Origin of the sequence: Salinarimonas soli (genome assembly GCF_008386575.1) — a bacterium.
GTDB classification, from domain to species: Bacteria; Pseudomonadota; Alphaproteobacteria; order Rhizobiales; family Beijerinckiaceae; genus Salinarimonas_A; species Salinarimonas_A soli.
In genome coordinates this window covers 95,943-115,852 of record NZ_VUOA01000003.1, presented here as the reverse complement: position 1 = coordinate 115,852, position 19,910 = coordinate 95,943, and the positions used below count along the sequence as shown (strand labels likewise).

General features: G+C 70.3%; 22 protein-coding genes and 1 pseudogene. 6 read left to right on the top strand and 17 right to left on the bottom strand.

Annotation, left to right across the window (positions count from 1 at the left end):
* Positions 1-421, bottom strand: a pseudogene (locus F0L46_RS01145) (hypothetical protein); the annotation flags it as partial.
* 130 nt (positions 422-551) lie between these two features.
* A complete protein-coding gene (locus F0L46_RS01140; RefSeq protein ID WP_188311809.1) occupies positions 552-1,193 on the bottom strand; it encodes a polysaccharide deacetylase family protein in 642 nt (213 codons plus the stop codon).
* 217 nt (positions 1,194-1,410) lie between these two features.
* Here F0L46_RS01140 and F0L46_RS01135 point away from each other — a divergent pair, with 217 nt between their 5' ends.
* Both F0L46_RS01135 and F0L46_RS01130 read left to right on the top strand, forming a co-directional pair.
* Positions 1,411-2,382, top strand: a complete 972-nt coding sequence (locus F0L46_RS01135) for a glycosyltransferase family 2 protein (RefSeq protein WP_149815183.1) — start codon at positions 1,411-1,413, stop codon at positions 2,380-2,382.
* Positions 2,383-2,631: 249 nt separating this feature from the next.
* The gene (locus tag F0L46_RS01130; RefSeq protein ID WP_149815182.1) at positions 2,632-2,904 is read left to right on the top strand and encodes a hypothetical protein; all 273 of its coding nucleotides are present in this window, start codon (positions 2,632-2,634) and stop codon (positions 2,902-2,904) included.
* A 17-nt stretch (positions 2,905-2,921) separates the two neighbouring features.
* Here the strand turns inward: F0L46_RS01130 and F0L46_RS01125 are convergent, their stop codons facing one another.
* The 5 genes from F0L46_RS01125 to F0L46_RS01105 form a co-directional block, all read right to left on the bottom strand.
* Entirely contained in the window at positions 2,922-3,230 is a 309-nt protein-coding gene (locus F0L46_RS01125; RefSeq protein WP_149815181.1) for a vWA domain-containing protein, read from the bottom strand.
* Positions 3,231-3,711: 481 nt separating this feature from the next.
* Complete coding sequence (locus F0L46_RS01120) at positions 3,712-5,118, bottom strand: FAD-containing oxidoreductase (RefSeq protein WP_149815180.1); 1,407 nt, start codon at positions 5,116-5,118, stop codon at positions 3,712-3,714.
* A gap of 91 nt (positions 5,119-5,209) precedes the next feature.
* Positions 5,210-5,584, bottom strand: a complete 375-nt coding sequence (locus F0L46_RS01115) for a cupin domain-containing protein (RefSeq protein ID WP_149815179.1) — start codon at positions 5,582-5,584, stop codon at positions 5,210-5,212.
* 80 nt (positions 5,585-5,664) lie between these two features.
* Positions 5,665-6,147 carry a DUF6130 family protein gene (locus F0L46_RS01110; protein WP_149815178.1) on the bottom strand — a complete coding sequence of 161 codons (483 nt, stop codon included), beginning with the start codon at positions 6,145-6,147 and terminating at the stop codon, positions 5,665-5,667.
* A 38-nt stretch (positions 6,148-6,185) separates the two neighbouring features.
* Positions 6,186-6,836, bottom strand: a complete 651-nt coding sequence (locus tag F0L46_RS01105; protein ID WP_149815177.1) for a VOC family protein — start codon at positions 6,834-6,836, stop codon at positions 6,186-6,188.
* Between the two features lie 386 nt (positions 6,837-7,222).
* Here F0L46_RS01105 and F0L46_RS01100 point away from each other — a divergent pair, with 386 nt between their 5' ends.
* Positions 7,223-7,957, top strand: a complete 735-nt coding sequence (locus F0L46_RS01100; protein ID WP_149815176.1) for a hypothetical protein — start codon at positions 7,223-7,225, stop codon at positions 7,955-7,957.
* 235 nt (positions 7,958-8,192) lie between these two features.
* Here the strand turns inward: F0L46_RS01100 and F0L46_RS01095 are convergent, their stop codons facing one another.
* Positions 8,193-9,383 carry a CaiB/BaiF CoA transferase family protein gene (locus tag F0L46_RS01095; protein WP_188311807.1) on the bottom strand — a complete coding sequence of 397 codons (1,191 nt, stop codon included), beginning with the start codon at positions 9,381-9,383 and terminating at the stop codon, positions 8,193-8,195.
* A 121-nt stretch (positions 9,384-9,504) separates the two neighbouring features.
* Here F0L46_RS01095 and moaD point away from each other — a divergent pair, with 121 nt between their 5' ends.
* Positions 9,505-9,756, top strand: a complete 252-nt coding sequence (gene moaD, locus F0L46_RS01090; protein ID WP_188311806.1) for a molybdopterin converting factor subunit 1 — start codon at positions 9,505-9,507, stop codon at positions 9,754-9,756.
* Here the strand turns inward: moaD and F0L46_RS01085 are convergent.
* The 7 genes from F0L46_RS01085 to F0L46_RS01055 form a co-directional block, all read right to left on the bottom strand.
* Positions 9,684-10,520, bottom strand: coding sequence for a HesA/MoeB/ThiF family protein (locus tag F0L46_RS01085; RefSeq protein ID WP_149815173.1), 837 nt, complete (start codon positions 10,518-10,520; stop codon positions 9,684-9,686). The genes moaD and F0L46_RS01085 overlap by 73 nt on opposite strands.
* Positions 10,498-11,001: a SufE family protein gene (locus F0L46_RS01080; protein WP_210247584.1), complete on the bottom strand. Its 504-nt coding sequence runs from the start codon at positions 10,999-11,001 to the stop codon at positions 10,498-10,500. Before F0L46_RS01080 ends, F0L46_RS01085 begins: the two co-directional genes overlap by 23 nt.
* A 26-nt stretch (positions 11,002-11,027) precedes the next feature.
* A complete protein-coding gene (locus F0L46_RS01075) occupies positions 11,028-12,158 on the bottom strand; it encodes an anhydro-N-acetylmuramic acid kinase (protein WP_149815172.1) in 1,131 nt (376 codons plus the stop codon).
* A gap of 87 nt (positions 12,159-12,245) precedes the next feature.
* A complete protein-coding gene (locus F0L46_RS01070; RefSeq protein ID WP_240539799.1) occupies positions 12,246-12,452 on the bottom strand; it encodes a hypothetical protein in 207 nt (68 codons plus the stop codon).
* Entirely contained in the window at positions 12,437-13,210 is a 774-nt protein-coding gene (locus F0L46_RS01065) for a radical SAM protein (RefSeq protein WP_149815170.1), read from the bottom strand. Before F0L46_RS01065 ends, F0L46_RS01070 begins: the two co-directional genes overlap by 16 nt.
* Positions 13,211-13,548: 338 nt before the next feature.
* A complete protein-coding gene (locus tag F0L46_RS01060) occupies positions 13,549-14,580 on the bottom strand; it encodes a DegT/DnrJ/EryC1/StrS family aminotransferase (protein WP_149815169.1) in 1,032 nt (343 codons plus the stop codon).
* The gene (locus F0L46_RS01055; RefSeq protein WP_149815168.1) at positions 14,577-15,758 is read right to left on the bottom strand and encodes an acyl-CoA dehydrogenase family protein; all 1,182 of its coding nucleotides are present in this window, start codon (positions 15,756-15,758) and stop codon (positions 14,577-14,579) included. The genes F0L46_RS01060 and F0L46_RS01055 overlap by 4 nt, the downstream gene beginning before the upstream one ends.
* Before the next feature lie 218 nt (positions 15,759-15,976).
* Between F0L46_RS01055 and F0L46_RS01050 the strand changes: the two genes are divergently transcribed.
* Positions 15,977-16,987, top strand: coding sequence for a Rossmann-fold NAD(P)-binding domain-containing protein (locus F0L46_RS01050; RefSeq protein WP_149815167.1), 1,011 nt, complete (start codon positions 15,977-15,979; stop codon positions 16,985-16,987).
* 251 nt (positions 16,988-17,238) lie between these two features.
* Positions 17,239-18,105, top strand: coding sequence for a GntR family transcriptional regulator (locus tag F0L46_RS01045; protein ID WP_210247583.1), 867 nt, complete (start codon positions 17,239-17,241; stop codon positions 18,103-18,105).
* A gap of 63 nt (positions 18,106-18,168) precedes the next feature.
* Here the strand turns inward: F0L46_RS01045 and F0L46_RS01040 are convergent, their stop codons facing one another.
* Entirely contained in the window at positions 18,169-19,653 is a 1,485-nt protein-coding gene (locus F0L46_RS01040) for a ThiF family adenylyltransferase (RefSeq protein WP_149815166.1), read from the bottom strand.
* Positions 19,650-19,910, bottom strand: coding sequence for a hypothetical protein (locus F0L46_RS01035; RefSeq protein WP_149815165.1), 261 nt, complete (start codon positions 19,908-19,910; stop codon positions 19,650-19,652). The genes F0L46_RS01040 and F0L46_RS01035 overlap by 4 nt, the downstream gene beginning before the upstream one ends.

Below are 19,910 nucleotides of genomic sequence, written 5' to 3'. Positions count from 1 at the left end.
GGCGCAGGTTGGCGGCGTTGCGCGCCATGAGGGTCGACCAGGTCTCGACCACGAAGGCCACCTTGGTCCGGCAGCGCTCGCGCCAGCCCTCCAGCCGCTCAACCTCGGCAAGCCCGGCCTCGAACTGGCAGACCCAGAACAGGAGGTCGTAGTCGCGGGTGAGGGGCGTGGGCTGCATGGTGGGGGCCGCGGGCCGGCCCAGGCCCGCGCGCAGGCGGGTGATGCCGCGGCGGACGATCTCCTGGGCGAGGTAGGCGTTGCTGGCGGGGCCTGCCCGGAAGGCGGGGGTGGCCTCGGGAGCGAGGAGGTCGGCGCCCTCGCAGGCCGCCACCACGGAGCAGAACTCGTAAGCCTGGGCCGAGAACGGGTACTTGAGCGTGTTGTAGTTGGAGGCCACCAGGACACGGCGCTCTTGGACCATCGATTCCACCCTTCCCGAATGCGGCCTCGCGCAGCCCCTTAGAAGATTCCGCTCACCTTGGCGAATGCGATTGCGCCGTGCGGCGTCGCTGCCCCGCAGCCTGGCCGCAGCCGCGCCGCATGAGGGCCGATCAGTACTGGAAGCGGGACAGGCCGAGCGACCGGCACGCCGCGTCCCAATCGTCGAGGTGCCCGTGGCAGAGAGCGCCGAAGGTCCAGACAGGATCGCCGTGCTCGATGTTCAGCCGTGGGACCGCAAGCGGATCGACGCCGGGCGTGACGGCCCCCATCTGGGAGGTGAAGGCGATGGAATAGCCGGCCGCCTCCAGGGCGCTTCGCGTCTCGGGGGAGATCGACTGCTTGTTGCCGTAGGGGTAGGCGAACATCTCGACAGGGGAACCCGTGATGTCCTGCAGGATGCGCCGGGACAAAGCCGCCTCGCTCTGCAATTGCTCGGCGTCGAGCTTTGCCATGTGAGGGTGGCTCCGCGAGTGCGAGCCGACGACGAAACCCTGATCGACGCTCGACTTGAGTTGCGCCGCCGTCATGTGATTGTCCGACCCGATCCGATCCGTGATCGCGAACAACACGGCTTCGACGCCGTACTTGCGGAGAATCGGCAGGGCGACAGCGTAAACGCTTGGGTCGCAATCGTCGATCGTGACGATAATCCCGCTAGTTCGGCCGGCGCTTCCGTTGAGGACACCGGCGACGGATTCGGGCGAGATGAAAAGATCTTCCTTCGCGGCCCATGCTATCTGTTTCTCGAACACGTCCGCGGATATGGTCCATGGATCCGTGTCGTCGCCGAAGCGGTGATATGTCAGGACCCTTATGTTGGCTTGACTGGGGCGAAAGCTCGTTCGCGCGGACAAAGCGAGACGAAGGGCCTTTTTTGCCATCCAACGCATATTATTTATTTCGGATCCACCAGCCGGCACGCGTATCCTCGCAATCTGTTGAACCGGAAAAGTTCACGCTCTATAAGGCATGATCGTGATTGCTTCGGCAACGTCGCGGGCGGGAGAGATGACCGTGGATTCGCTGGTTTCGGTCGTCGTGCCGGTCTACAACCGAGGCACCGAACTCCTGGCGGCTGTCGACTCCGTTCTCAAGCAGTCCTACACCTCCATCGAGATCGTCGTCGTCGACGACGGCTCCACCATCGATATCGGAGCGCTCGTCCGGGACGCGTTTCCGGACGCGCCGATCAGGGTCGTCAGGCAGGCGAACGCGGGAGCGGGCGCGGCACGCAATCGTGGGATCGACGAAGCACGCGGCGTCTACACCGCGTTCCTGGATTCCGATGACGTCTGGCTCCCCTGGCATCTCGAGAACGCCGTCGGCCTCCTCGCCGGGAAGCGCCCCGCGGAAGGCACCTGCGCGGCCTTCGCCCCCATCATAGCGGACCGGGGCGGCGACTGCAGCCTCGTGCGCCCGCATCGTGCCCCCCGCGCGGGCGAAAACCTGTCGACCTATCTGATGTGCGACCGGGGCTTCGTCCCGACGAGCACGCTCGTGCTGCCGACGGAGTTCGCGCGACGGGTCCGATACGAGCCGATCGCGCGCTATGGCGACGACACCGACTTCGCCATCCGCCTCCATCTGGCCGGATGCACGTTCGTGATGTGCGAGCAGCCGGGCGCCCTCGTCTACGACCAGAACGGCAGCGAGCGGCTGTCGCTCTCCCGGTACGAGATCGCCGATTTCAGGTGGCTGGAGAACATCAAGGACAGCATCCCGCGCTCGGCCTATCTGGGTTATCGGGGCTGGCACGTCGCCAAGATGGTGGCGAGAACCAAGCCGTGGATGGCCGCGCGCATGTTCGCCGTCGCGGTCGCCGGCCGAGCCTACCGGCCGACGCTCGCCGTCGCCATCGCGGCGCAGATCATGCTGCCGGCCCGGCTCTATCGAAAGGTCTCCGACCTCATCATCTCACGGCTCCACGTCAGCCGCCTGTGAGGTCCGACGACCGGGCCTGCCGGTCGCTCCACGCGCCTGGCATCCCGACCGGACGGCGCGAGGCACCTTGAAACGTCGCCGAGACGGGGACGTCAGGGCTGCGTGGCGGGGCTTGGACACGTGGCGGACGAGCTTATCGCTGTCTCGGCGCGTCGAAAACGGCACCGGCTGCGTTGTCCTCGTGCGAGGGATCCCGGACGAAGCTGGCGGTGACGCCTGACGGGACGCGTTCCCCTCGGGAGATGCGTCATGGTCCCCATTTTGCTCGCCGCCTTCGCCACCGGTCTCGGCACGGCCGGCGTGCTCGCCTGGCATCATGGGCTCTGGATCGGGGCGCTGAGCCTGCCCTTGGCCGTCCTCCTGTGGGCCTTGGCCCTCATCCGCCTCGCAGCCCGGCACAGGCGCAAGGGCGGCATCGACCGGGAGATCGACAGGATGATTGCCGAGATGCGAAGAGCGTCCGCGACCGCTGGGCGCCTCGAGCCGCGCCCGCCCCGGGGCAAGCCCCCGGAGGCACCATAGGCGCGGCGCCACGCGCCTTATCCGGGCCGCGTCCGGTAGGCGAGCGCCGCCCGCGCCCGCAGGAGATCGTCCTGGAACATCCGCGCTTCCTCCGCCGACACCCCGAGACGCCTCGCGAGGGCGTCGCGGGCCGCCTCGCTTTGCGCGATGTCGAGAGCGGCCAGGAGCACCCGCTCGCGGGCGCGGATCGTCCTTCCCGGAACGGTGGGAATGCGCTTCGCGACGAACAGGATCAAGCTCACGAGTTCCGTCGCCTCCCGCGACCAGGCAGGCAAACCCATGCGGCCGGTGAGCCTGTAGGCCCATCGCCGGGCCTCAAACCACATGACGTTCCCCGGCCGTCGTGGCTCGCCGCCAGGCGGACGGGTTGGTGGCGATCAGCGCGCGGCGACACGCGACGAGCGCCGGGAGAAAGCGCTTGAAGAGGGGCATCCCAAGATCCCGAAACGAGCTCGCGCCCGACCTTGCGGCCGGCTTGACATCGGTTCAGATCGGGATGGGCTAGGTCGGGCTGACGGGAACGCGACGTTGCCCGTGCCGGCTGGCGATCCGCGTCACGCGGCTCGCGGCGGGACGGGGGCGGCAGAGGCGAATGCGGGCGATCCCACTCCGCAGGCTGCGGCGGTCCTGGCATGCTTCAGGGCGATGGGACCGCGAACGCACGACGCTGCCTCTCCCGGCGGAGCCCCGATGCCTGGCCCGTGCCACGCCATCAACGCCCATGCCCCATGGTGACCTGACTGACGCGCCGATGCAAGGCGGGCCGAAGCCCGGGAAGGCGCGGGGGCCCTCCCCTGCCCGGGGCCGCTAGGCGTTCGCGAGGGAGGGCTCGGCCGCGACGGCGGGCTTCAGGCCGCCGAGGAGCGTCGGGATCAGCTCGGAGACCGTGGGATGGATCGGCACGGCCCATTGCAGGACCGGGTAGGGCACGCCGGCATGCATGGCGTCGAGGATGCCGTGGATCGCCTCGTCGCCCGAGGCGCCCAGGATGGCGGCGCCGAGGATCTGCTGCGTCTGCGCGTCCGCCACCACCTTCATGAAGCCCTTGGTCTCGCCCCGCTCGATCGCGCGTCCGACCCGGCTCATCGGGCGCTTGGAGACCAGGATCGTCCGGCCCGTCCGGCGCGCCTCCGTCTCGCTCAGGCCGACGCGCGCGAGCGGCGGGTCGATATAGAGCGCGTAGCCGGGGATGCGCTCGCTCACCCGCCGCGACCCGCCGTCGAGAAGATTCGCCGCGACGATCTCGTGGTCGTTGTAGGCCGTGTGGGTGAAGGCGCCCCGCCCGTTGCAGTCGCCGAGGGCCCAGATGCCCGGAACGTTGGTCGCAAGGGTGTCGTCGACGGTGACGTAGCCCCGCGCATCCACCGCGACGCCGGCGCGGTCGAGGCCGAGATCGTCCGTGTTCGGCCGGCGCCCGACGGCGAGGAGGACGTGGGAGCCGACGACAGTGGGCTCGCCCGAGTTGCAGTCGACCGTGACCTCGATGCCCTCCGCATGGGGCTTGAAGGCGATGCAGGTGGCGTTCGTGCGCACCCTGATCCCCTCGTCGGCCAGGATGGCCCGCACGGCCTCCGACACGTCCTCGTCCTCGCGCGCGATGAGCCTCGGTCCCATCTCGACGACCGTGACCTGCGCACCGAAGCGGCGGTGCATCTGGGCGAACTCGAGCCCGATATAACTCCCGCCGATCACCACGAGGTGGCGCGGGACCGTATCGAGTTGCAGCATCGCGGTGCTGGTGAGGACCTCGACGCCGCCGATGCCCGGCATGTCGGGCACGTTGGCGCGGGCCCCGACATTGAGGAAGATGCGCGGCGCAGTCAGCAGATCGTCGCCGACCCGCACCGTGGTCGGGCTCTCAAACCTCGCATGCCCCTCGATGATCGTGAGGCCTTTCATCCCCCGCAGCCAGGTCTCGACGTTGATGCGCGCTCTTGTCGAGACGCCCTGCGCCCGATCCCTGACCCGCACCATGTCGATGCCGATCTCCGGGCCGACCTCGACGCCGTATTCGCGTCCGCGGCGGGCGATCTGCGCCGCATAGGCGCTGGCGACGAGGGTCTTCGTCGGGATGCAGCCGATGTTGACGCAGGTTCCGCCGAGCCGCCCCCGCTCCACGAGGGCGACCCGCATCCCGGCTTCGGTCAGCCGCCCGGCGAGCGCGGGGCCCGCCTGCCCTGCCCCGATCACGATGGCGTCGAAGGACTGGTTCATGATCGTTGCCTCCAGAGGGGAACCGGGCCGGGATCGTGCGCGCCCGCCGGGATGCGGCATTGGCGATGCTGTGGGGGGTCCTGCGGCGGGCTCAGGGCATATCGACCGCCGGCGGAGCCTCGGGCGGGCTCAGCTGGAAGATCACGAGGCGAACCGGAACCGAGCCCTTGTTGGCGCCGCGAAGCACGGTGTCGACCGGCTCCACGAATCCCTCGCCGGCCCGAAAGGTCTTCGGCGGACCGTCTCGGAACTCCACGGTCACCGTTCCTTCGGCGACATAGACCACGGGATGGTTGGGATAGGTGTGCCAGCGCCCCACCGCGCCGGGCTCGATCGTGGCGGTGGACAGGCGCGCCTCGATCCGGTCGCCCCGCGGCGGCATCGCCAGGAGCTCCTTGACGAGCGGATCGGCGCCTGCCGGAAAGGCGAGCCCACCGAGGGCCAGGGCGAGGACGAGAGGTCTCATGAGGTTCTCCTAGACGCATGGAACCAGGATGCGGGACTCAGGCCAAGCGACGCCCGGCAAGTCCCGCATGTCGCGTGGGCTCAGTTCGCCGAGTGCCCGGCATGCCCGCCATTGTCCGCCCGCTGGCGCGCCGGGATGGTGAAGTTCAAGGTCACCTCCTGGCCGGGGAACACCCGGTGGTTCGCGTCGACGAGCTGAAGCCTGACCTTGTGCGGGCCGGGCGGCAGGTTGGCGATGTCGATGGTGTTGTTGCCGCTCGCCTCCGCCCACCACCAGGGCAGGTCGTCGACGGTGATGTGCAGGTGGCCGATCCGCGGCGACGTGGTCAGCGCGCCCGCGCCGAAGACCGGAACCACGCGAAGGTTCTCCACGCGGTACTGGGCCCAGAAGATGCCCTGCGCCAGGCCTTCCGGGATCGGCGGGTCCACGGTGAGCTTCGGCGCCGGCTCGTTCTCGACGGCGATGTAGGGCGAGGCTTCGCGGGCGTGGTCGTGGGCGAGGGCGCCGGTCGCGAAGAGGGGGCCGGCGACGAGCCCGGCGAGGGCTTTGACGAGCGTGTTCATGGATTTCTCCTTCGATGACGGGTGCGTCGGGCTCACGCTCACGCGGGCCGGTCCGCCCCGGATTGCTCCGCGGCCATGTGCTCGGCGTACCAGTCCGGCCAGTTCGCATGGGCGGTGCCGAGGCTTTTCTCGTAGGTGTCGTGGGCCGCCGAGGCGCGGCGCATGGCGGCGGCGAGATCGGCCGTGGAGGCGAAGCTCGTGGCCGTCGCGTCGATGCGGCCGGGGAAGCGGGTCGTGATCTCCTGGAGCAGCCATTGGTTGCCGTCGGGATCGCTGAACGTGGCGTAGGAATGGTAGCTGCGCCGGCTCGGGTCCGGGCCGGGCATGGGCGTCTCGCCGACCCATTGGTGGAAGATCTCGCTCACGTCGGCGCCGCGCCGGATGAGCTCGGCCCGGGCCGCCTCGATGTCGGAGACCACGAGATAGAGCCCGCGCGCCGAGCCGGGCGCCGCCGGGGTGATGCCATGACCGATATGGATCGAGCACGGGGACCCAGGCGGGGTGAACTGGATGAGCCGGAAGTCATCGCCGACGACGAAATCGGAGTCGAGCCGCCAGCCGATGTCGCGATAGAACTGCTTGGCGCGGTCGACGTCCGACACCGGGATGACGACGACCTCCAGCTTCATGTCGATCTGCCCCTGCGATGCGAGGGCTGGTCGGTCGAGCACCGTGTCGAGTTCGCTCATGGGGATCTCCTTTCGCAGGGTTTCGGCGGGCCTAGACGCCCCCAGCCCGGATCGTACCGCCGCTCACGAGCCGCAGGCGTGGCCAGCGCGGGCCGTGAGCGGGGTTTTGGACGCTCGACGACCGTAGAATGTTCAGAGGCGGCCGGCTTGCAGCGTGCGCCCGGGAATTGCACGGGCTTGCTCGCAAAGGTCTGGCCCGGAACGGCGGCCCCCGTGCGGAGGCGGCCCGCGCAGTCCACCCCCGAGCCCTCGTCGTCCTTCGGCGAACCGCCCTTGGTTGCGCGCCGCCGTTAGCTAAACCGTAACGGATGGATGCCTAGCGTGGCGTCGTAACCTACGGCGTAGCTTGGCGTTCTTGGGGCCGCGTCATGACGGAAGGACGTTCCATGATGAGCATCGGGACCCTCAGCTCGAGCAGCATCGCGCTCTCCCTGATCCAAAGCGCGAGCGCCACCGCCGCGTCGCAGACGGCGCCCGCAGGGGCGGCTCCGGCTAAGCCGGCGGGCAGCCCCGGGGTGGGTCTCTCCGGCAACTCGCAGTCGCTGCTTGCCCGCAACAGCGAGGCCATGGCCACGATCATGCGTCTCGTCGAGCAGGGCACGGCCGCCAAAAGCGAGGCGCCGCAGAAGGCGGTCTTGCAGGAAGGTGACCTCCCCTCCTCGGCACGGTGGGCGGCCCACGCGAACGCCGACAATCTCGGGCTCCTCAAGGCCAGCCTTGGCAATAGCGGCAAGTGGATTGCCTTCGCTCGCGAGTTGCGGTCGGGTCAGACTGTTCAACTCACGCCTGGCCGGATCCCGAGCGATGACGAGAGCTTCCAGAACTCGGTTCGCCTGGACATCGCAAGGCGGATTGTGGATTTCGAAGCCAGCGGTCAGACCGAGAAGGCGAAAGCGCTCCGAAGCGCGATGGACAACGGCACCATCCGCTTTCAGAAATCATCGGAAGTTCCCGACTTGAACCTTCGATACGAGATAACCCACTTCGCCGACGCCGGCGGGGGTGGCACCAAGAGTTCATGGAACTGGAATCCGGTCGGCGCGGTGAAAGCGGCACTCGACAGCGGCGACGCATTCGCGTTCGGCGCTGTGGATCGTGGCGCATTTTACGTGTCCTGGTGATTGCAGCTCGCAGGGTGGTGAGGGCGGTGGAGCAGCCCTCGCCCGGTCACCATTCGGTGCTCCGGCGGACGGTTAGGAGATCGACTGCCTGGATGAATGGCCGGCGGAGCCTGTCGGGGAGGGCCCGTCAGCACCTCGACGACACGGGAAGACCGCCTCATCCCCCACCAACAACGTCTGCCTCGGCGCAACGCTCGACCGCACCAAGCGACGACGGACCCCAGCGGAACGCCCCCTAGATCGTGCCGGCGGCCTGCATCGCGGCGATCGCGGCCGCGTCCATCGCGAGCCAATCAGCGAGGATCTCGGCGCTGTGCTCCCCTAGGCCCGGCGCGCCGCGCCGGATGGCGGGCGGCGTCTCGTGGAGGCGCAGGGCCGGGCCGGGGAACGGGACGGACCCCAAGACCGGGTGCGGAACGTCGACGATCTGGCGCCGGTGCCGCACCTGCGGGTTCTCGACGATGTCGGCCATGGACGCGACGCGCTCGCAGGGCACGTCGGCTGCCTGGAGACGGGCCAGGATCTCGCCGGAATCGAGCTCGGCCGCCCAGGCGTCGATGATCGCCTCCAGGGCGTCGATGTGAGCGTTGCGGCCGACGAAGGTCGAGAAGCGGGGATCCCCGGCGAGGTCCGGGCGGCCCATCGCCTCCGCGAAGCGCGGGAAATGCGCGTCGTTGCCGGCCACCACGTAGACCCAGCCCCGGTCCCGGCCCCGCAGGCAATGCGAGGGCGAGAGGTAGCGGTCGCGGTTGCCGAGCCGCGGGGGCTCGCGCCCGAGGAGGATGCGCTCCGTCAAAGCCGTCGTGAGAAGCGACAGGCCGCTCTCCATCAGCGTCGCCTCCACGACTTGCCCCCGCCCCGTCGCGTCCCGCGCCCGCAGCGCAGCGAGCGCCGCGATCACAGCATAGAGCGCTGTCGAGTAGTCGCAGACGAAGACGCCCGCCATGGTCGGCGGGCCGCCGGGCTGGCCGTTCATGGCCATGATGCCCGTCTGGGCTTGGGCGGCGCCGTCGAAGCAGGGATGCTGCGCGAGCGGGCCGTCCTGGCCGAAGCCGGAGATTCGCACGAGGATCAGGCGGGGATTGGCGGCGCTGAGGGTGTCCCAGCCCAGGCCCATGCGCTCCAGCGTGCCGGGACGGAAGTTCTCGACGAGGATGTCGGCCGTGGCCGCGAGGCGGGCCAGCAGCTTCTGGCCCTCGGGATCCCGGAAGTCGAGGGCGAGGCCGCGCTTGTTGCGGTTCGCCGAGAGGAAGAACAGGCTGTCCCCCGCCACCGTCTCGCCGACCCTGCGCCCCTCCTCGCCGCCGTCGATGCGCTCGACCTTGACGACGTCCGCGCCCAGGTCCCCGAGGATCTGCCCGCAGAAAGGGCCCGCAATGAAACGGGACAGATCAAGCACCTTGATGCCGTCAAGTGCACCTGCCATGGCAATCTCCATTTCTGGCAATGTCATTCGGGCGTCTACCGCCCCGCGTTCACTCTTACGGCTTGACAAAATACGTTATGCGACGCGACAATTCGGCTATTGTTACTGACGGATGACGATCATGAAAGTGTCTTATTTCTCATGGCTCCGGCTCAAGACGGGAACGGCGGCGGAGGAGATCCAGCTGCCTGAGGATTGCCGCACCCTGTCCGAGCTCGTGACCCACCTCACCGGCCGCCACCCCGCCCTGGGCGAGATCGCCGACGCCCGGGGCGCCATGCGCTTCACGGTCAACCGCCGCTACGTCGAGGGCACGCATGTGCTGTCCGCCACCGACGAGGTGGGCCTGTTCCCGCCCGTGACGGGAGGCTGAGGGATGCCGCCGCAGGCCGGGCAGCCGGTACGGCACGGCAGCGCCACCGCCTGGAGATCGCAGCTCCAGGCGTCGTACATCATCAGCGTTCCCGACAGGCCCGGCCCGATGCCGAGGATCTCGCGCAGGACCTCCGTGGCCTGGAGCGCGCCGAGCGCGCCGACGGCGGGGCCCAGCACCCCAATCTCGGCGCAGCTCGGCGCGAGCCCCGCGGCCGGCGCCTCCGGGTAGAGGCAGCGGAAGCAGGGATGGGGCGGGCCCTCATAGGCCTTGTGGGTGGTGAGCGTGCCGCTCGTCATCTGGGCGCCCGCGCTCACGAGAGGGATGCGGGCGCGAAGGCAGGCGGCGTGGACGGCGTCGCGGGTGGGGAAGTTGTCGCTGCCGTCCGCCACGATGGTGTAGCCGGCCACCACGCGGTCCGCGGTGTCGGCGTTGACGGGGCCGTCGTGCCGCCGGACCGTCACGTGCGGGTTGAGCCCCGCGAGCGTGCGGGCGGCGCTCTCGGTCTTGAGCATGTCGAGGCGGTCGACGCCGTGCAGGATCTGGCGGTGCAGGTTCGATGTCTCGACGCAGTCGAAATCCGCGATGCCGATCGTGCCCACCCCCGCCCCGGCGAGATACATGAGGAGCGGCGAGCCCAAGCCCCCCGCGCCGATCACGAGCACCCGGGCCGCCTTGATGCGCGCCTGCCCGGCCTCGCCGATCTCGGGCAGGGCCATCTGGCGGCTATACCATTGTCGCTCATCGGGGCTGAGCGGCGTCATACGTGCCTCCCTCGGCTGACAGGTGGCCGCCCGGCGCGTCGAGAGCCGCGGCGTGGATGCGCTTGATCACGAGGTGGAGCCCGTTGGCGCGGTTGGGCGCTAGGCTCTGGCTCACCGCCAGACGATCGAGCACGTCGGCGGGGTGGGCGAGGATCTCGCCCGGCCCCCGGTCGTCGTAGAGACGCAGCACCACGGCGAGGAGGCCGCGCATGAGAAGCGCGTCCGAGTCTGCGGCAAGGCGCAGGCGCCCGCTCCTCGGATCGTGGTCCACCCGCAGCCAGACCTGCGACTGGCAGCCCTTGACCTTGTGGTCCTCCGTCCGGAAGGCCGGGTCGAGGGCGGGCAGGGCGCGCCCGAGCGCGAGCACCCGGGCGATCCTGGCGTCCCAGTCGCCCAGCTCCGCGAACTCGCGCTCCAGGCCAGCCGCGACATCCGCGATGGAGCCCGGGGGGCCGTCGGGGGTCGGGGCGGGCCTGTCCACGGGAAGCCTCCCTGGGTGGAGCCGTCTCAGGCGGCCTGGGCGTGCGGGGCGAGCCGCCCGCCGCCCATGGGCTCGGGGACGCCCGTGGTGAGGGGCCAGCTGATCGGCATGCCGCGCAGCGCCCGCACGGCCAGATAGGCGAAGCACTCCGCCTCCACGGCGTCGCCGCGCCACCCCACCGCCTCGGCCGGCACGGGCTCCGCCCCCGCCCGCTCGCGCAGGGCCGCCATGATGGCGGGGTTCTTGCGCCCGCCGCCGCAGACGATGAGCCGGGTCGGCCGCTGCGGCAGGAGGTCGAGGGCGCGTCCCACGGTGCCGGCCGTGAAGGCCGTGAGGGTCGCGGCGCCGTCCTCGGGCGAGAGGCCGTCCGCCATGTCGGCCGTGAAGTCGTATCGGTCGAGGGATTTCGGGTAGGCCGCCGTGAGGTAGGGATGGTCGAGGAGCCGCGCGAGGCGCTCCTCGTCGACCCGCCCGCGCGACGCGACGGCGCCGTCGACGTCCATCTCGCCCAAGGCCTGGCGCTTGATCCAGTCGTTGATCGGGCCGTTGGCGGGCCCGGTGTCGAAGGCGACGAAGCTGTCGCCGCCGCCCCACCAGGTCACGTTGGCCACGCCGCCTAAATTGAGCGCCGCCGTGTCGGGCCCCGCCCCGATGCGGCGCAGGAGCGCCACGTGGTAGGAGGCCGAGAGAGGCGCGCCGTGCCCGCCGGCCCGCATGTCGGCGGTTCGGAAGTCGTAGACCACGTCCACGCCGAGGCGCCGCGCCATCAGGCCGCCGTCGCCGAGCTGCCGGGTGTCACCGTGGCGGCCGGGCTCGGGGGCACGGTGCAGCACGGTCTGGCCGTGGAAGCCGACCGCCGCCACGTCGGCGGGCGTGAGGCCGTTCTCGGCCAGGAAAGCCGCGACCGCGTCGGCCTGGGCGACCGTCAAGGCCTCCTCGGCGCGGGCGAAGATCGCGGGTTCGGGCCCCTCGAAGCGCCAGGCGAGGGCCGCCTCGACGGCCTCCTCCAGGAGAGTTCGCAGGGCCGGCGGATAGGGCGCAAGGGTCCAGGCGCCGAACTCGGCGACCTCCACCCCGTCCGTCCGGATGGACGCGATGTCGATCATGCCGTCGAGAACGGTCCCGGTCATCAATCCTATGGCCCACTTCGGCTGCATCGTCCCATCTCCCTGCTCGTCTCGTCCCGGTGAAGCTCTCGGCACGGGCGCCGACCGGGCCTGAACGGCGCCCGCGATCCTTGGGGCTCAAGCCACCTGCAGGCGGCGCTGGTGCTTGGCGTAGACGCTGCCCTCGGGCTTGCGGCAGGTGCTGCAATGCCCCACCCGGCAGCGGCCCTCGGTCTCAAGCCTGCGGCGGAACGCGACGCCGCGGGCCACCACGGTCTCGGCGGGCTCGTCGAACAGGTTGCCGATCACGCCGTGCCGGCCGTGGCTGATCACGCAGATGGACACGTTGCCGTCGGGGGCGAGGCACAGGACGTGCCCGGCCCAGAAGCAGGCGCCCGCCGGCACGGGAAGCGCGGGTTCACGTCCTGGTTCATCATGCGATGAAGCTCCTCCTCGCTCTCCAGGCCCGACGGGTCGGGGAGCGCCTGATGCAGGCCGCCCGGCAGGAGGGGCGTGACCTTCACGTGGTCGTCGACCCGCTCCAGGAGTTCCAGGAAAGTCGGATCGTAGGCCTCGAGCGGCTCGCCGAGGTCAATCTGGTAGACCCCCACCTTCACCCACGGATCGCCCTCGGCGAGATCGAGGAGGGTGCGCAGGCCCCGCATGCTGCGGTCGAAGGAGCCCTCGCCGCGGTTGAGGTCGTGGCTGAGCCGGTTGCCGCCGTCGATGGACACGAAGATCTTGTGGCGGTGGCGCACGGCGAGCACCTCGCGGAACCGCTTCTCGGTCAGCATGGTGCCGTTGGTGTGCCATTGCAGCTGGATCCCGGGCATCTCGTCCCGGGTCACGGCGAGCAGCTCGGCGAAGTGCGGGTTCATCAGGGGTTCGCCGCGCCAGTTGAGATGAATGGTCTTCACCTCGATTGTGGGCGAGGACGTCAGCTTGCGCAAGCTGCGACGCAGATCGTCGGGATCCATGTCGAGCTTGCCGTGGCTTTGCTTGGTGTAGCACAGCCGGCAGGCTAGATTGCAGCGTGTCGTCGGGTCGAGCCAGAGCCAAACGGGCCTGACATCTTGCGAATAGGCGGCAACAGAGTCGAACATGATCCGACCTCCGAAGATGAATGAAAATGTTTTTCTACGAGGCTCCGAACGCCTCGAAAGTTAGCGGGACGGCAAAACCCGCTGCCGTAGACAAATTATCAAAAAGTCTCGCCGGCTCTCTGACATCGGCGATGAGGGTTGAGACGATTTCAGGTCGACGACAAAACGGTTCGACCATTCGATCTAAACCAAACACAGGACCGCCGATGGCCGGCCCGCTTTAGCTTCGCTTTAAATCAGGATATCCCTCGAGTGACGGGAGCAATGCAACGGCAACTGACAATACCAGTTCAATAGCACGTCAATACCATTCGGTCTACACCTTTCGGCTGATGCTTTCAATCGGCGGCAACCAAGCCGCCGCTCAGGGCGGCGCTGCGGGCCTCGGCGTCCCGGGAATAATAGATCGGCACGCACCAATGGTTGGCCGCAACCCAATCGGTGTTCGGCAGGTCGACGGGGTCGCCCGCGATCTTGTGGCAGGGCAGCTCGTAGACCCGGCCCGTCGATTTCGGGATCGGGTCGAAGACCACGTACTTGTAGTAGCCGCTGGTCATGCCCTCGGGGAACCGCACGCGGTTCGGGTAGGCCGGATCGAGCACCTCCCGGGCATAGGCCTGCTTCCAGGCGACGATCTCGGGCAGGCGCCGGGTCTGCACCACCCCGAAGGCGGCGCGGAACTCGTCCAGGCGGTGATTGAGCCCCTGGATCCGGTAGCCCGAGCCGCGCCCGTAATCGCGGTACGAGCGCAGGTGCCGCAGCAGGGCGGGATCGGACGAGACGGCGACGCCGCCCTCCCCGATCGACACCGTCTTCGTGGGATAGAACGAGTAGATCCCAGCGTCGCCGAAGCTGCCCGCCCGGCGGCCGTTCCAGGCGGCCCCGTGGGCATGGGCGCAGTCCTCCACGAGCCGGATGCCGCGCTCCCGGCAATAGTCCGCGATCCGCTCCACGTCGAAGGCGATATGGCCGCCGATATGGACGATCCAGGCGAGCTTGGGCCGGGTCGCCTCCGCCTTCGCGACGAAGTCGTCGAAGGAGCCGCACAGGTCGGTCCTGTTGCAGTCGTAATAGACCACCCGCGCGCCAGACAGCGCCGACGAGCGCGGGGTCGCGAGGAACGTGTTGGCTGGGCAGAGCACGGTCTCGCCGCGCACGTCGACGTAGTCGAGGACGGCGAGCGCGGCGCCAGCCCAGTTGTCGAAGGCCACCGCCCGCTCCTCGCCCGCGCTCCACAGGGCCTCGAACTCCTCCAGCTGGGCGCCGTGGCTCCAGGTGTCGGAGCGCAGCACCGTCCGCCAGCGCTCGAAGAGCTCCGCCTCGTCGCGGGGGTCGAAGGCGATGGTGAAGGGCAGAGGGGGCGGGGTCATAGCAGCATGTCCTGTGCCGGGATGCCGAGCATGGCGGCGCCGAGCGCCCGGCCGTGGCCCTCGTATTGGTTGGCGGCGTGCTGGCGGCCGGCCTGGATGTCGGCGAAGATCCGCCCGAACGGCCGCGCGCGCGACAGGCCCGACGCCCCGCTCGCCTTGAACAGGCGGACGGCAAGGCGCAGGCACCGCTCGGCCACCATCGTGGCGTGGAGGCGCATGACCATCCGCTCCTGCAGCGGCGCGTCGGCTCCCGCCCCCGCGAGGCCAGCGAGGCGGGCGAAGTTGCGCGCCTGCGTCGCCAGCATCTCGTCGATCTCCGCCGCGGCCTCGGCGCAGGCGAGCTGCGCCACCGGATCGCGCGCCACCGGGTGCCCCGTGACCGCGACGCGGCTCGTGCTGTGGTCGACGAAGGCCTCGAGAAGGCCCTGGAGGGCGCCGATCGCCGGGGCCGAGATCGAGCGGAACAGCAATTGCGGCAGCGGGATGCGGTAGAGCGGCGCCGTGTTGACCGCGAGGCCGGGGCTGCGGTTGTGGAACCGGTCCTCGTGGCGGTGGGTGCGGTGCACGGGCACGAAGGCGTCCTCCACCGAGACATCGTGGCTGCCGGTGCCGCGCAGCCCGGACGAGTCCCAGCTGTCGTGGACGACCGCGTCGCGCCGGGGCACGAGGAATACCCGCAGGTCCGCGGGGCCCGAGCCGTCGGACACGCTCCCGCCGAGGAGCAGCCAGTCGCAATGATCCGAGCCGCTGGCGAAGCCCCAGCGCCCGCTCAGGCGGAAGCCGCCGTCCACGGGCACGGCGCGGCCCACGGGCATGTAGCTGGAGGCGAGCAGGGCGTCGGGTCTGCCGCCCCAGACGTCGTCCTGCGCCCGCTCGTCGAACAGGGCGAGGTGGAACGCGAGCACGCCCATGACGCCGTGCACCCAGCCGGCCGACATGTCGCCCGAGGCGAGGATCGCCTGAACGGTGAAGAACTCGTTCGGGTCGGCCTGCGCACCACCGTACCGGGCGGGCTGGAGCAGGCGCATGAGGCCGCTCGCGCGCAAGGCGTCCATGACCCGGGGAGGCGCCCGGCGCAGGCGCTCGCCCTCTTCGGCTCCCTCACGAAGCGCCGGGACGAGAGTCGTCGCGGTATGCAGGCTCGGCGTGTCGTGGGAGCCTGGAAAAGCGGCGGCCACGGGCCTCGAAACGGGTTGGTCCAACTCCGGCATGGGAAAACCCCCGGGATGGTCTATGCTTCGATGAATTGGCTCTAGTAACGCGTGAGTTGCGAAAAACGGCATTCGACTCGAAAAACGCGATGAGGCTACCAGCCGTCGTTGCAATTGACAATCACCCCGACCCGGCCGCGGCCGATCGCAGGCGCCCGGCCGGCCGTTTCTGAAGGCAGGACGCCATGCCCAGCTTCGCGCTCAAAGGGGCCCTGATCGACGTCGCGCAACTCGACGCCCGGGCTGCGGGGCTCGCCCGCATGGGGCTACCCGTGCGGCTGGAGCTGCACACGTTCGGCGCCCGGGACATCGATACCCCCGAGGGCCAGCGCGCCGCGCGCGCGGTCGTGGCGCGCCTCAAGGACTATCACCCGGTCGAGTCGCTCGTCGTCCACGTTCCCGTCCAGTCCGTGCCCGTCGTGACCTCGCAGGCCTTCGATGTCGGCCAGTGCGAGCGGACGATCGCGTTCGCGCAGGACATCGGGGCGGGAGGCGTCGTCCTGCACCGCTATTACGGGCTCGTGCTCGGGGACGCGCCGGCCCGCATCCGCGACCGGAGCGAGGCAACGGCTGCCTTCAACGCGATCGTGCGAGCGCTGGCCCTGGCGGCCGGACCCGTGCGGCTCCTCGTGGAGAATATCGGCCATTACTGGATCCTGCCCGGCGGCGAGCGGGATTTCCTGTCGGGTCCCCTCGACCATTTCTTCCCGTGGGAGATCGCCGCGTTCCGCGCCTTCTTGAGCGGTGAGCAAATCCACAACGTCGAGCCCTTCGTGGACGTGGCGCACGCCACACTGACCGCGAACCTGTTCAACCGCCGCAAGCGGCGCCCCGACCGGACCGCGGGCGATCCGCGCTTCGCCTGGATCACGGACGAGGACCTCGAGCGTGCGGACCGCCTCGGGCCGCTCGATTTCGTCGATCCCGCCATGACCTACCTGCACGTGTCCGACGCCCTTCGGCTCACGGACGCGCAATGCCAGCAGGACGACCTCTCGGCGGCGGAGCTGCGGCGCGGGATCACCTCGGAAGGGCTGGAGCTTGGCCAAGGAAACATTCCTATCCGGGACCTCCCGGCACACGTGGGCGGGAGCGCGACGCTCGTGCTGGAGGTGGATCCCGGCCCCGGCGAGAGTCACGTCGCCAACGGAGCCCAGCTCCGATCGCTCGCGGCCCTGACCGCCTGCTTCACGTAAAGGCGTGATAAATCAGGGTCACGCCCCTAGGGTGCACCGCCGCCGGGCTCGGTCGGGCTCGGCGCAGGCAGGCGACACCCGTCGCTTCGACCGCTACGGCGGGCCTGCCGGAAATCGCATGCCCAACCCTAGGAAAAAGCGTTACATTCGAACATGGCTCGCCCCCGTGATACGAGGGGCGACAGCGGGAGATGGTGCGATGAGCGATCGATTCAGCCCGGCCGGGCCCAACCCTCGCGCGGCAGGCGCCCGTGAGTGACGACGCGTCGGCTCAGGCCGCCCGGGATCCGTTCCGCCCGGGCCGTTCGCGCGCCGGATCCGCCGCACCGCCGTCGCCGCCCCGTTACGACGTCCGGGCCGAGATCCTCGCCTTCATCGATCCGGACGCGTCCACGCCGCGCTACCACCAGCTCGCCGAGGCGATCCGGTACCTGATCCAGCGGGACGTGTTCCGCCCTGGCGAGGCGCTCGTCTCCGAGCGCGACCTCGCCCAGATCACGGGTTTCGCCCGCATCACCGTGCGCCGCGCCGTCGAGGAGCTGCTGCGCGAGGGGATCCTCACGCGCAAGCACGGCTCGGGCACCTACGTGACCCGGCGCATCGAGCAGCCCCTGTCGGTGCTGGCGGGCTTCACGGAGGACATGCAGTCGCGAGGCCGCCGGGCCGGGTCGGTGTGGCTGTCGAAGGAGATCGTGCGCCCGACCCCGGGCGAGGCCCTGGGCCTCGGCGTCGGCCCCAGCGAGCCCGTGCTGCGGCTGTCGCGGGTGCGCACGGCGGACGGAGAGCCCCTCGCCCTGGAGGTGGCCGCGGTGCCCGCGTCCGTGCTCGCGAGCCCCGGCCTCGTCACGACGTCCCTCTACGCGGCTCTCGCCGAGGCAGGCGCGCGCCCGGCGGCGGGGGTCCAGCGCCTCCACGCCTCGCTCGCGACCTCCGAGGAGGCGCGCCGCCTCCTCATCGCGCCCGGCGCCGCGGTCCTGCGCATCGAGCGCCGGGCCTTCCTGGCGAGCGGGCGCCCCGTGGAGTTCACCGTCTCGACCTATCGGGGCGACCGCTACGACTTCGTCGCGACGCTGAGCGGCATGCCCTCGGAGGGCGCGGACGGCACGGGCTCCCGCTAGAGGCCGCCAGGGTCTACGCCCCAAGAACCCGGGGTTCGCAGCGCCCCAAGGCGCGGGCGCTTCTCAAGCGAGCCGGCGCGGCTCGGGCCAGTGCGGCGGCGGCTGGACCGGGGGCGGGTCGATGGCCTGGTCGGCTTGGCCCCGCACGCGTCCGCAGGCGCAATCGGGGCGCCAGCGCTGCGGACGGTCCACGGCGCCGAGGCTCTCGGCCACGAGATCGAGCTGGAGCCGCTCGAAGCGGGGGTCGAAGCGCCCCGTCAGCCAGCCCACCACATAGCCCGCGGCGAGCGTCCCCGCCGTGGTGGTGATGTAGCCCACCGTGTCGATCTGCGGGATCGCGGTGGCGATCGGGTCGGGGCGCTCGCCCCGGGCGATGGCCTCGGCCGCCTGCTGCGCGGCGGTCAGCCGCTCCTCGGGGGAGAGCAGCTCCTGGCGCAGGCGGACGGTGCTGATCATGCCCCGGCAGGCGGGACAGGGGTCGGCGGCGAGGAAGCGTACGAGCTGGATGATCTGGCCCGTGACGACCCCGTCCCGCCCCTCGATCAGGCCGCCGCAATCGATCGCCGGCAGCGCATAGCGCGCCGCGACGTCCGCGACGGCGAGCCGGCTCGAATGCTGGTCGGTGCAGCCCATGAGGACGTCGGCCTGGAGCACGGCGTCGAGGATCTCGGGCTGGGGCAGGCGGCCGAACCAGGCCTCGACGGTCACATCTGGCGCCATCGATGCCACGTGGCGCCTGGCGATGGCTACCTTCGGGACGGCGTCGGCGGCGTCCCCTGGCGTGCTGCCGTGAAGGCGCTCCAGGTTCGATTCGCTGGCGTGGTCGGCATCCACCACGATCAGCCGCCCGACGCCGGCGCGGGCGAGGATCGGGATCGCGGCGGAGCCCGTGCCGCCCGCGCCGATGAGGGCCACGGTGGAGCGCTGCAGGCGCTGGTAGGCCTCGCGGCCGAAGGCGCTGGTGAGGCGCGCGACGCGCTCAGGGGGCATCGGAGCGGGGGCCGGCCGCTCGCCCCCGGGCCAAGCCCGGATGTCGGGTCGCCGCTCGGCCGACACGCGCTCGATCCCGTGCCAGGATCCATTCAGGAAGACACGCCCCGACAGGGCGATCTCGCCCTCGACCCGCGACAGGATAAGGCTCGCGAAGGGGCGCCCGGGGGCGAAATCCGCGACATAAGCCGCGAGATAGGCGTCCATCTCGTCGTCGAGGGCGCTCGGCCGGGGCGCGGCCTCGTCGGGATGGGAGTGGACGAGACCGACCGCGAGGGGATGGCTCTCGGCCGCGAGCGCGATCCGGCGCAGGTAGGGCGCCGCGATCTTGATGTCGCGGATGCCCTCGTCGAGATCGCCGGGCTCCGGCGGATCGAGGGCGGCAAGGGTAAGGACGAGCCCCCGGGCGGTCTCCCGCCAGCCGAACCGGGCGAAGGTGGCCCATTCGGCGCCGGGCGCACGGCGAAGGACGAGCCGGAGGAGATCGTCGAGCTCGGGGGCGGCGAGCCGCAACAGGGGGCCACCCGCGCCCTCGGCGTCCGGGCGGGCGGGGCTCATCTCGCGGCCTCCCGGTCTCCCCGCCCGCCCATCACGAACTGGCGGGTCACCAGGACCTGCATGCCGGTCTGGAGATCGACGATGTCGCTCATGCCGATCTCGCGCCAGTCGCCGGCCTCGGTCGCGATCTCCACCACGGCGTTGTCGGCCGGCACGCCGAGAAGGGCCGCGAGGCTCTCGCCGGTCATGCGGGGCAGGATGCCGTGGGCGCCGTCGAAGCGGCGACGGTTGACGAACACGTGCAGGCCCTCGCCCAT

Excerpts from the sequence above, each read along its gene's own strand:
- F0L46_RS01135 (WP_149815183.1), top strand. The coding sequence starts at position 1,411 with ATGATCGTGATTGCTTCGGCAACGTCGCGGGCGGGAGAGATGACCGTG.
- F0L46_RS01130 (WP_149815182.1), top strand. The coding sequence starts at position 2,632 with ATGGTCCCCATTTTGCTCGCCGCCTTCGCCACCGGTCTCGGCACGGCC.
- F0L46_RS01125 (WP_149815181.1), bottom strand. The coding sequence starts at position 3,230 with ATGTGGTTTGAGGCCCGGCGATGGGCCTACAGGCTCACCGGCCGCATG.
- F0L46_RS01120 (WP_149815180.1), bottom strand. The coding sequence starts at position 5,118 with ATGAACCAGTCCTTCGACGCCATCGTGATCGGGGCAGGGCAGGCGGGC.
- F0L46_RS01115 (WP_149815179.1), bottom strand. The coding sequence starts at position 5,584 with ATGAGACCTCTCGTCCTCGCCCTGGCCCTCGGTGGGCTCGCCTTTCCG.
- F0L46_RS01110 (WP_149815178.1), bottom strand. The coding sequence starts at position 6,147 with ATGAACACGCTCGTCAAAGCCCTCGCCGGGCTCGTCGCCGGCCCCCTC.
- F0L46_RS01105 (WP_149815177.1), bottom strand. The coding sequence starts at position 6,836 with ATGAGCGAACTCGACACGGTGCTCGACCGACCAGCCCTCGCATCGCAG.
- F0L46_RS01100 (WP_149815176.1), top strand. The coding sequence starts at position 7,223 with ATGATGAGCATCGGGACCCTCAGCTCGAGCAGCATCGCGCTCTCCCTG.
- F0L46_RS01095 (WP_188311807.1), bottom strand. The coding sequence starts at position 9,383 with ATGGCAGGTGCACTTGACGGCATCAAGGTGCTTGATCTGTCCCGTTTC.
- moaD (WP_188311806.1), top strand. The coding sequence starts at position 9,505 with ATGAAAGTGTCTTATTTCTCATGGCTCCGGCTCAAGACGGGAACGGCG.
- F0L46_RS01085 (WP_149815173.1), bottom strand. The coding sequence starts at position 10,520 with ATGACGCCGCTCAGCCCCGATGAGCGACAATGGTATAGCCGCCAGATG.
- F0L46_RS01075 (WP_149815172.1), bottom strand. The coding sequence starts at position 12,158 with ATGCAGCCGAAGTGGGCCATAGGATTGATGACCGGGACCGTTCTCGAC.
- F0L46_RS01065 (WP_149815170.1), bottom strand. The coding sequence starts at position 13,210 with ATGTTCGACTCTGTTGCCGCCTATTCGCAAGATGTCAGGCCCGTTTGG.
- F0L46_RS01060 (WP_149815169.1), bottom strand. The coding sequence starts at position 14,580 with ATGACCCCGCCCCCTCTGCCCTTCACCATCGCCTTCGACCCCCGCGAC.
- F0L46_RS01050 (WP_149815167.1), top strand. The coding sequence starts at position 15,977 with ATGCCCAGCTTCGCGCTCAAAGGGGCCCTGATCGACGTCGCGCAACTC.
- F0L46_RS01040 (WP_149815166.1), bottom strand. The coding sequence starts at position 19,653 with ATGAGCCCCGCCCGCCCGGACGCCGAGGGCGCGGGTGGCCCCCTGTTG.
- F0L46_RS01035 (WP_149815165.1), bottom strand. The coding sequence starts at position 19,910 with ATGGGCGAGGGCCTGCACGTGTTCGTCAACCGTCGCCGCTTCGACGGC.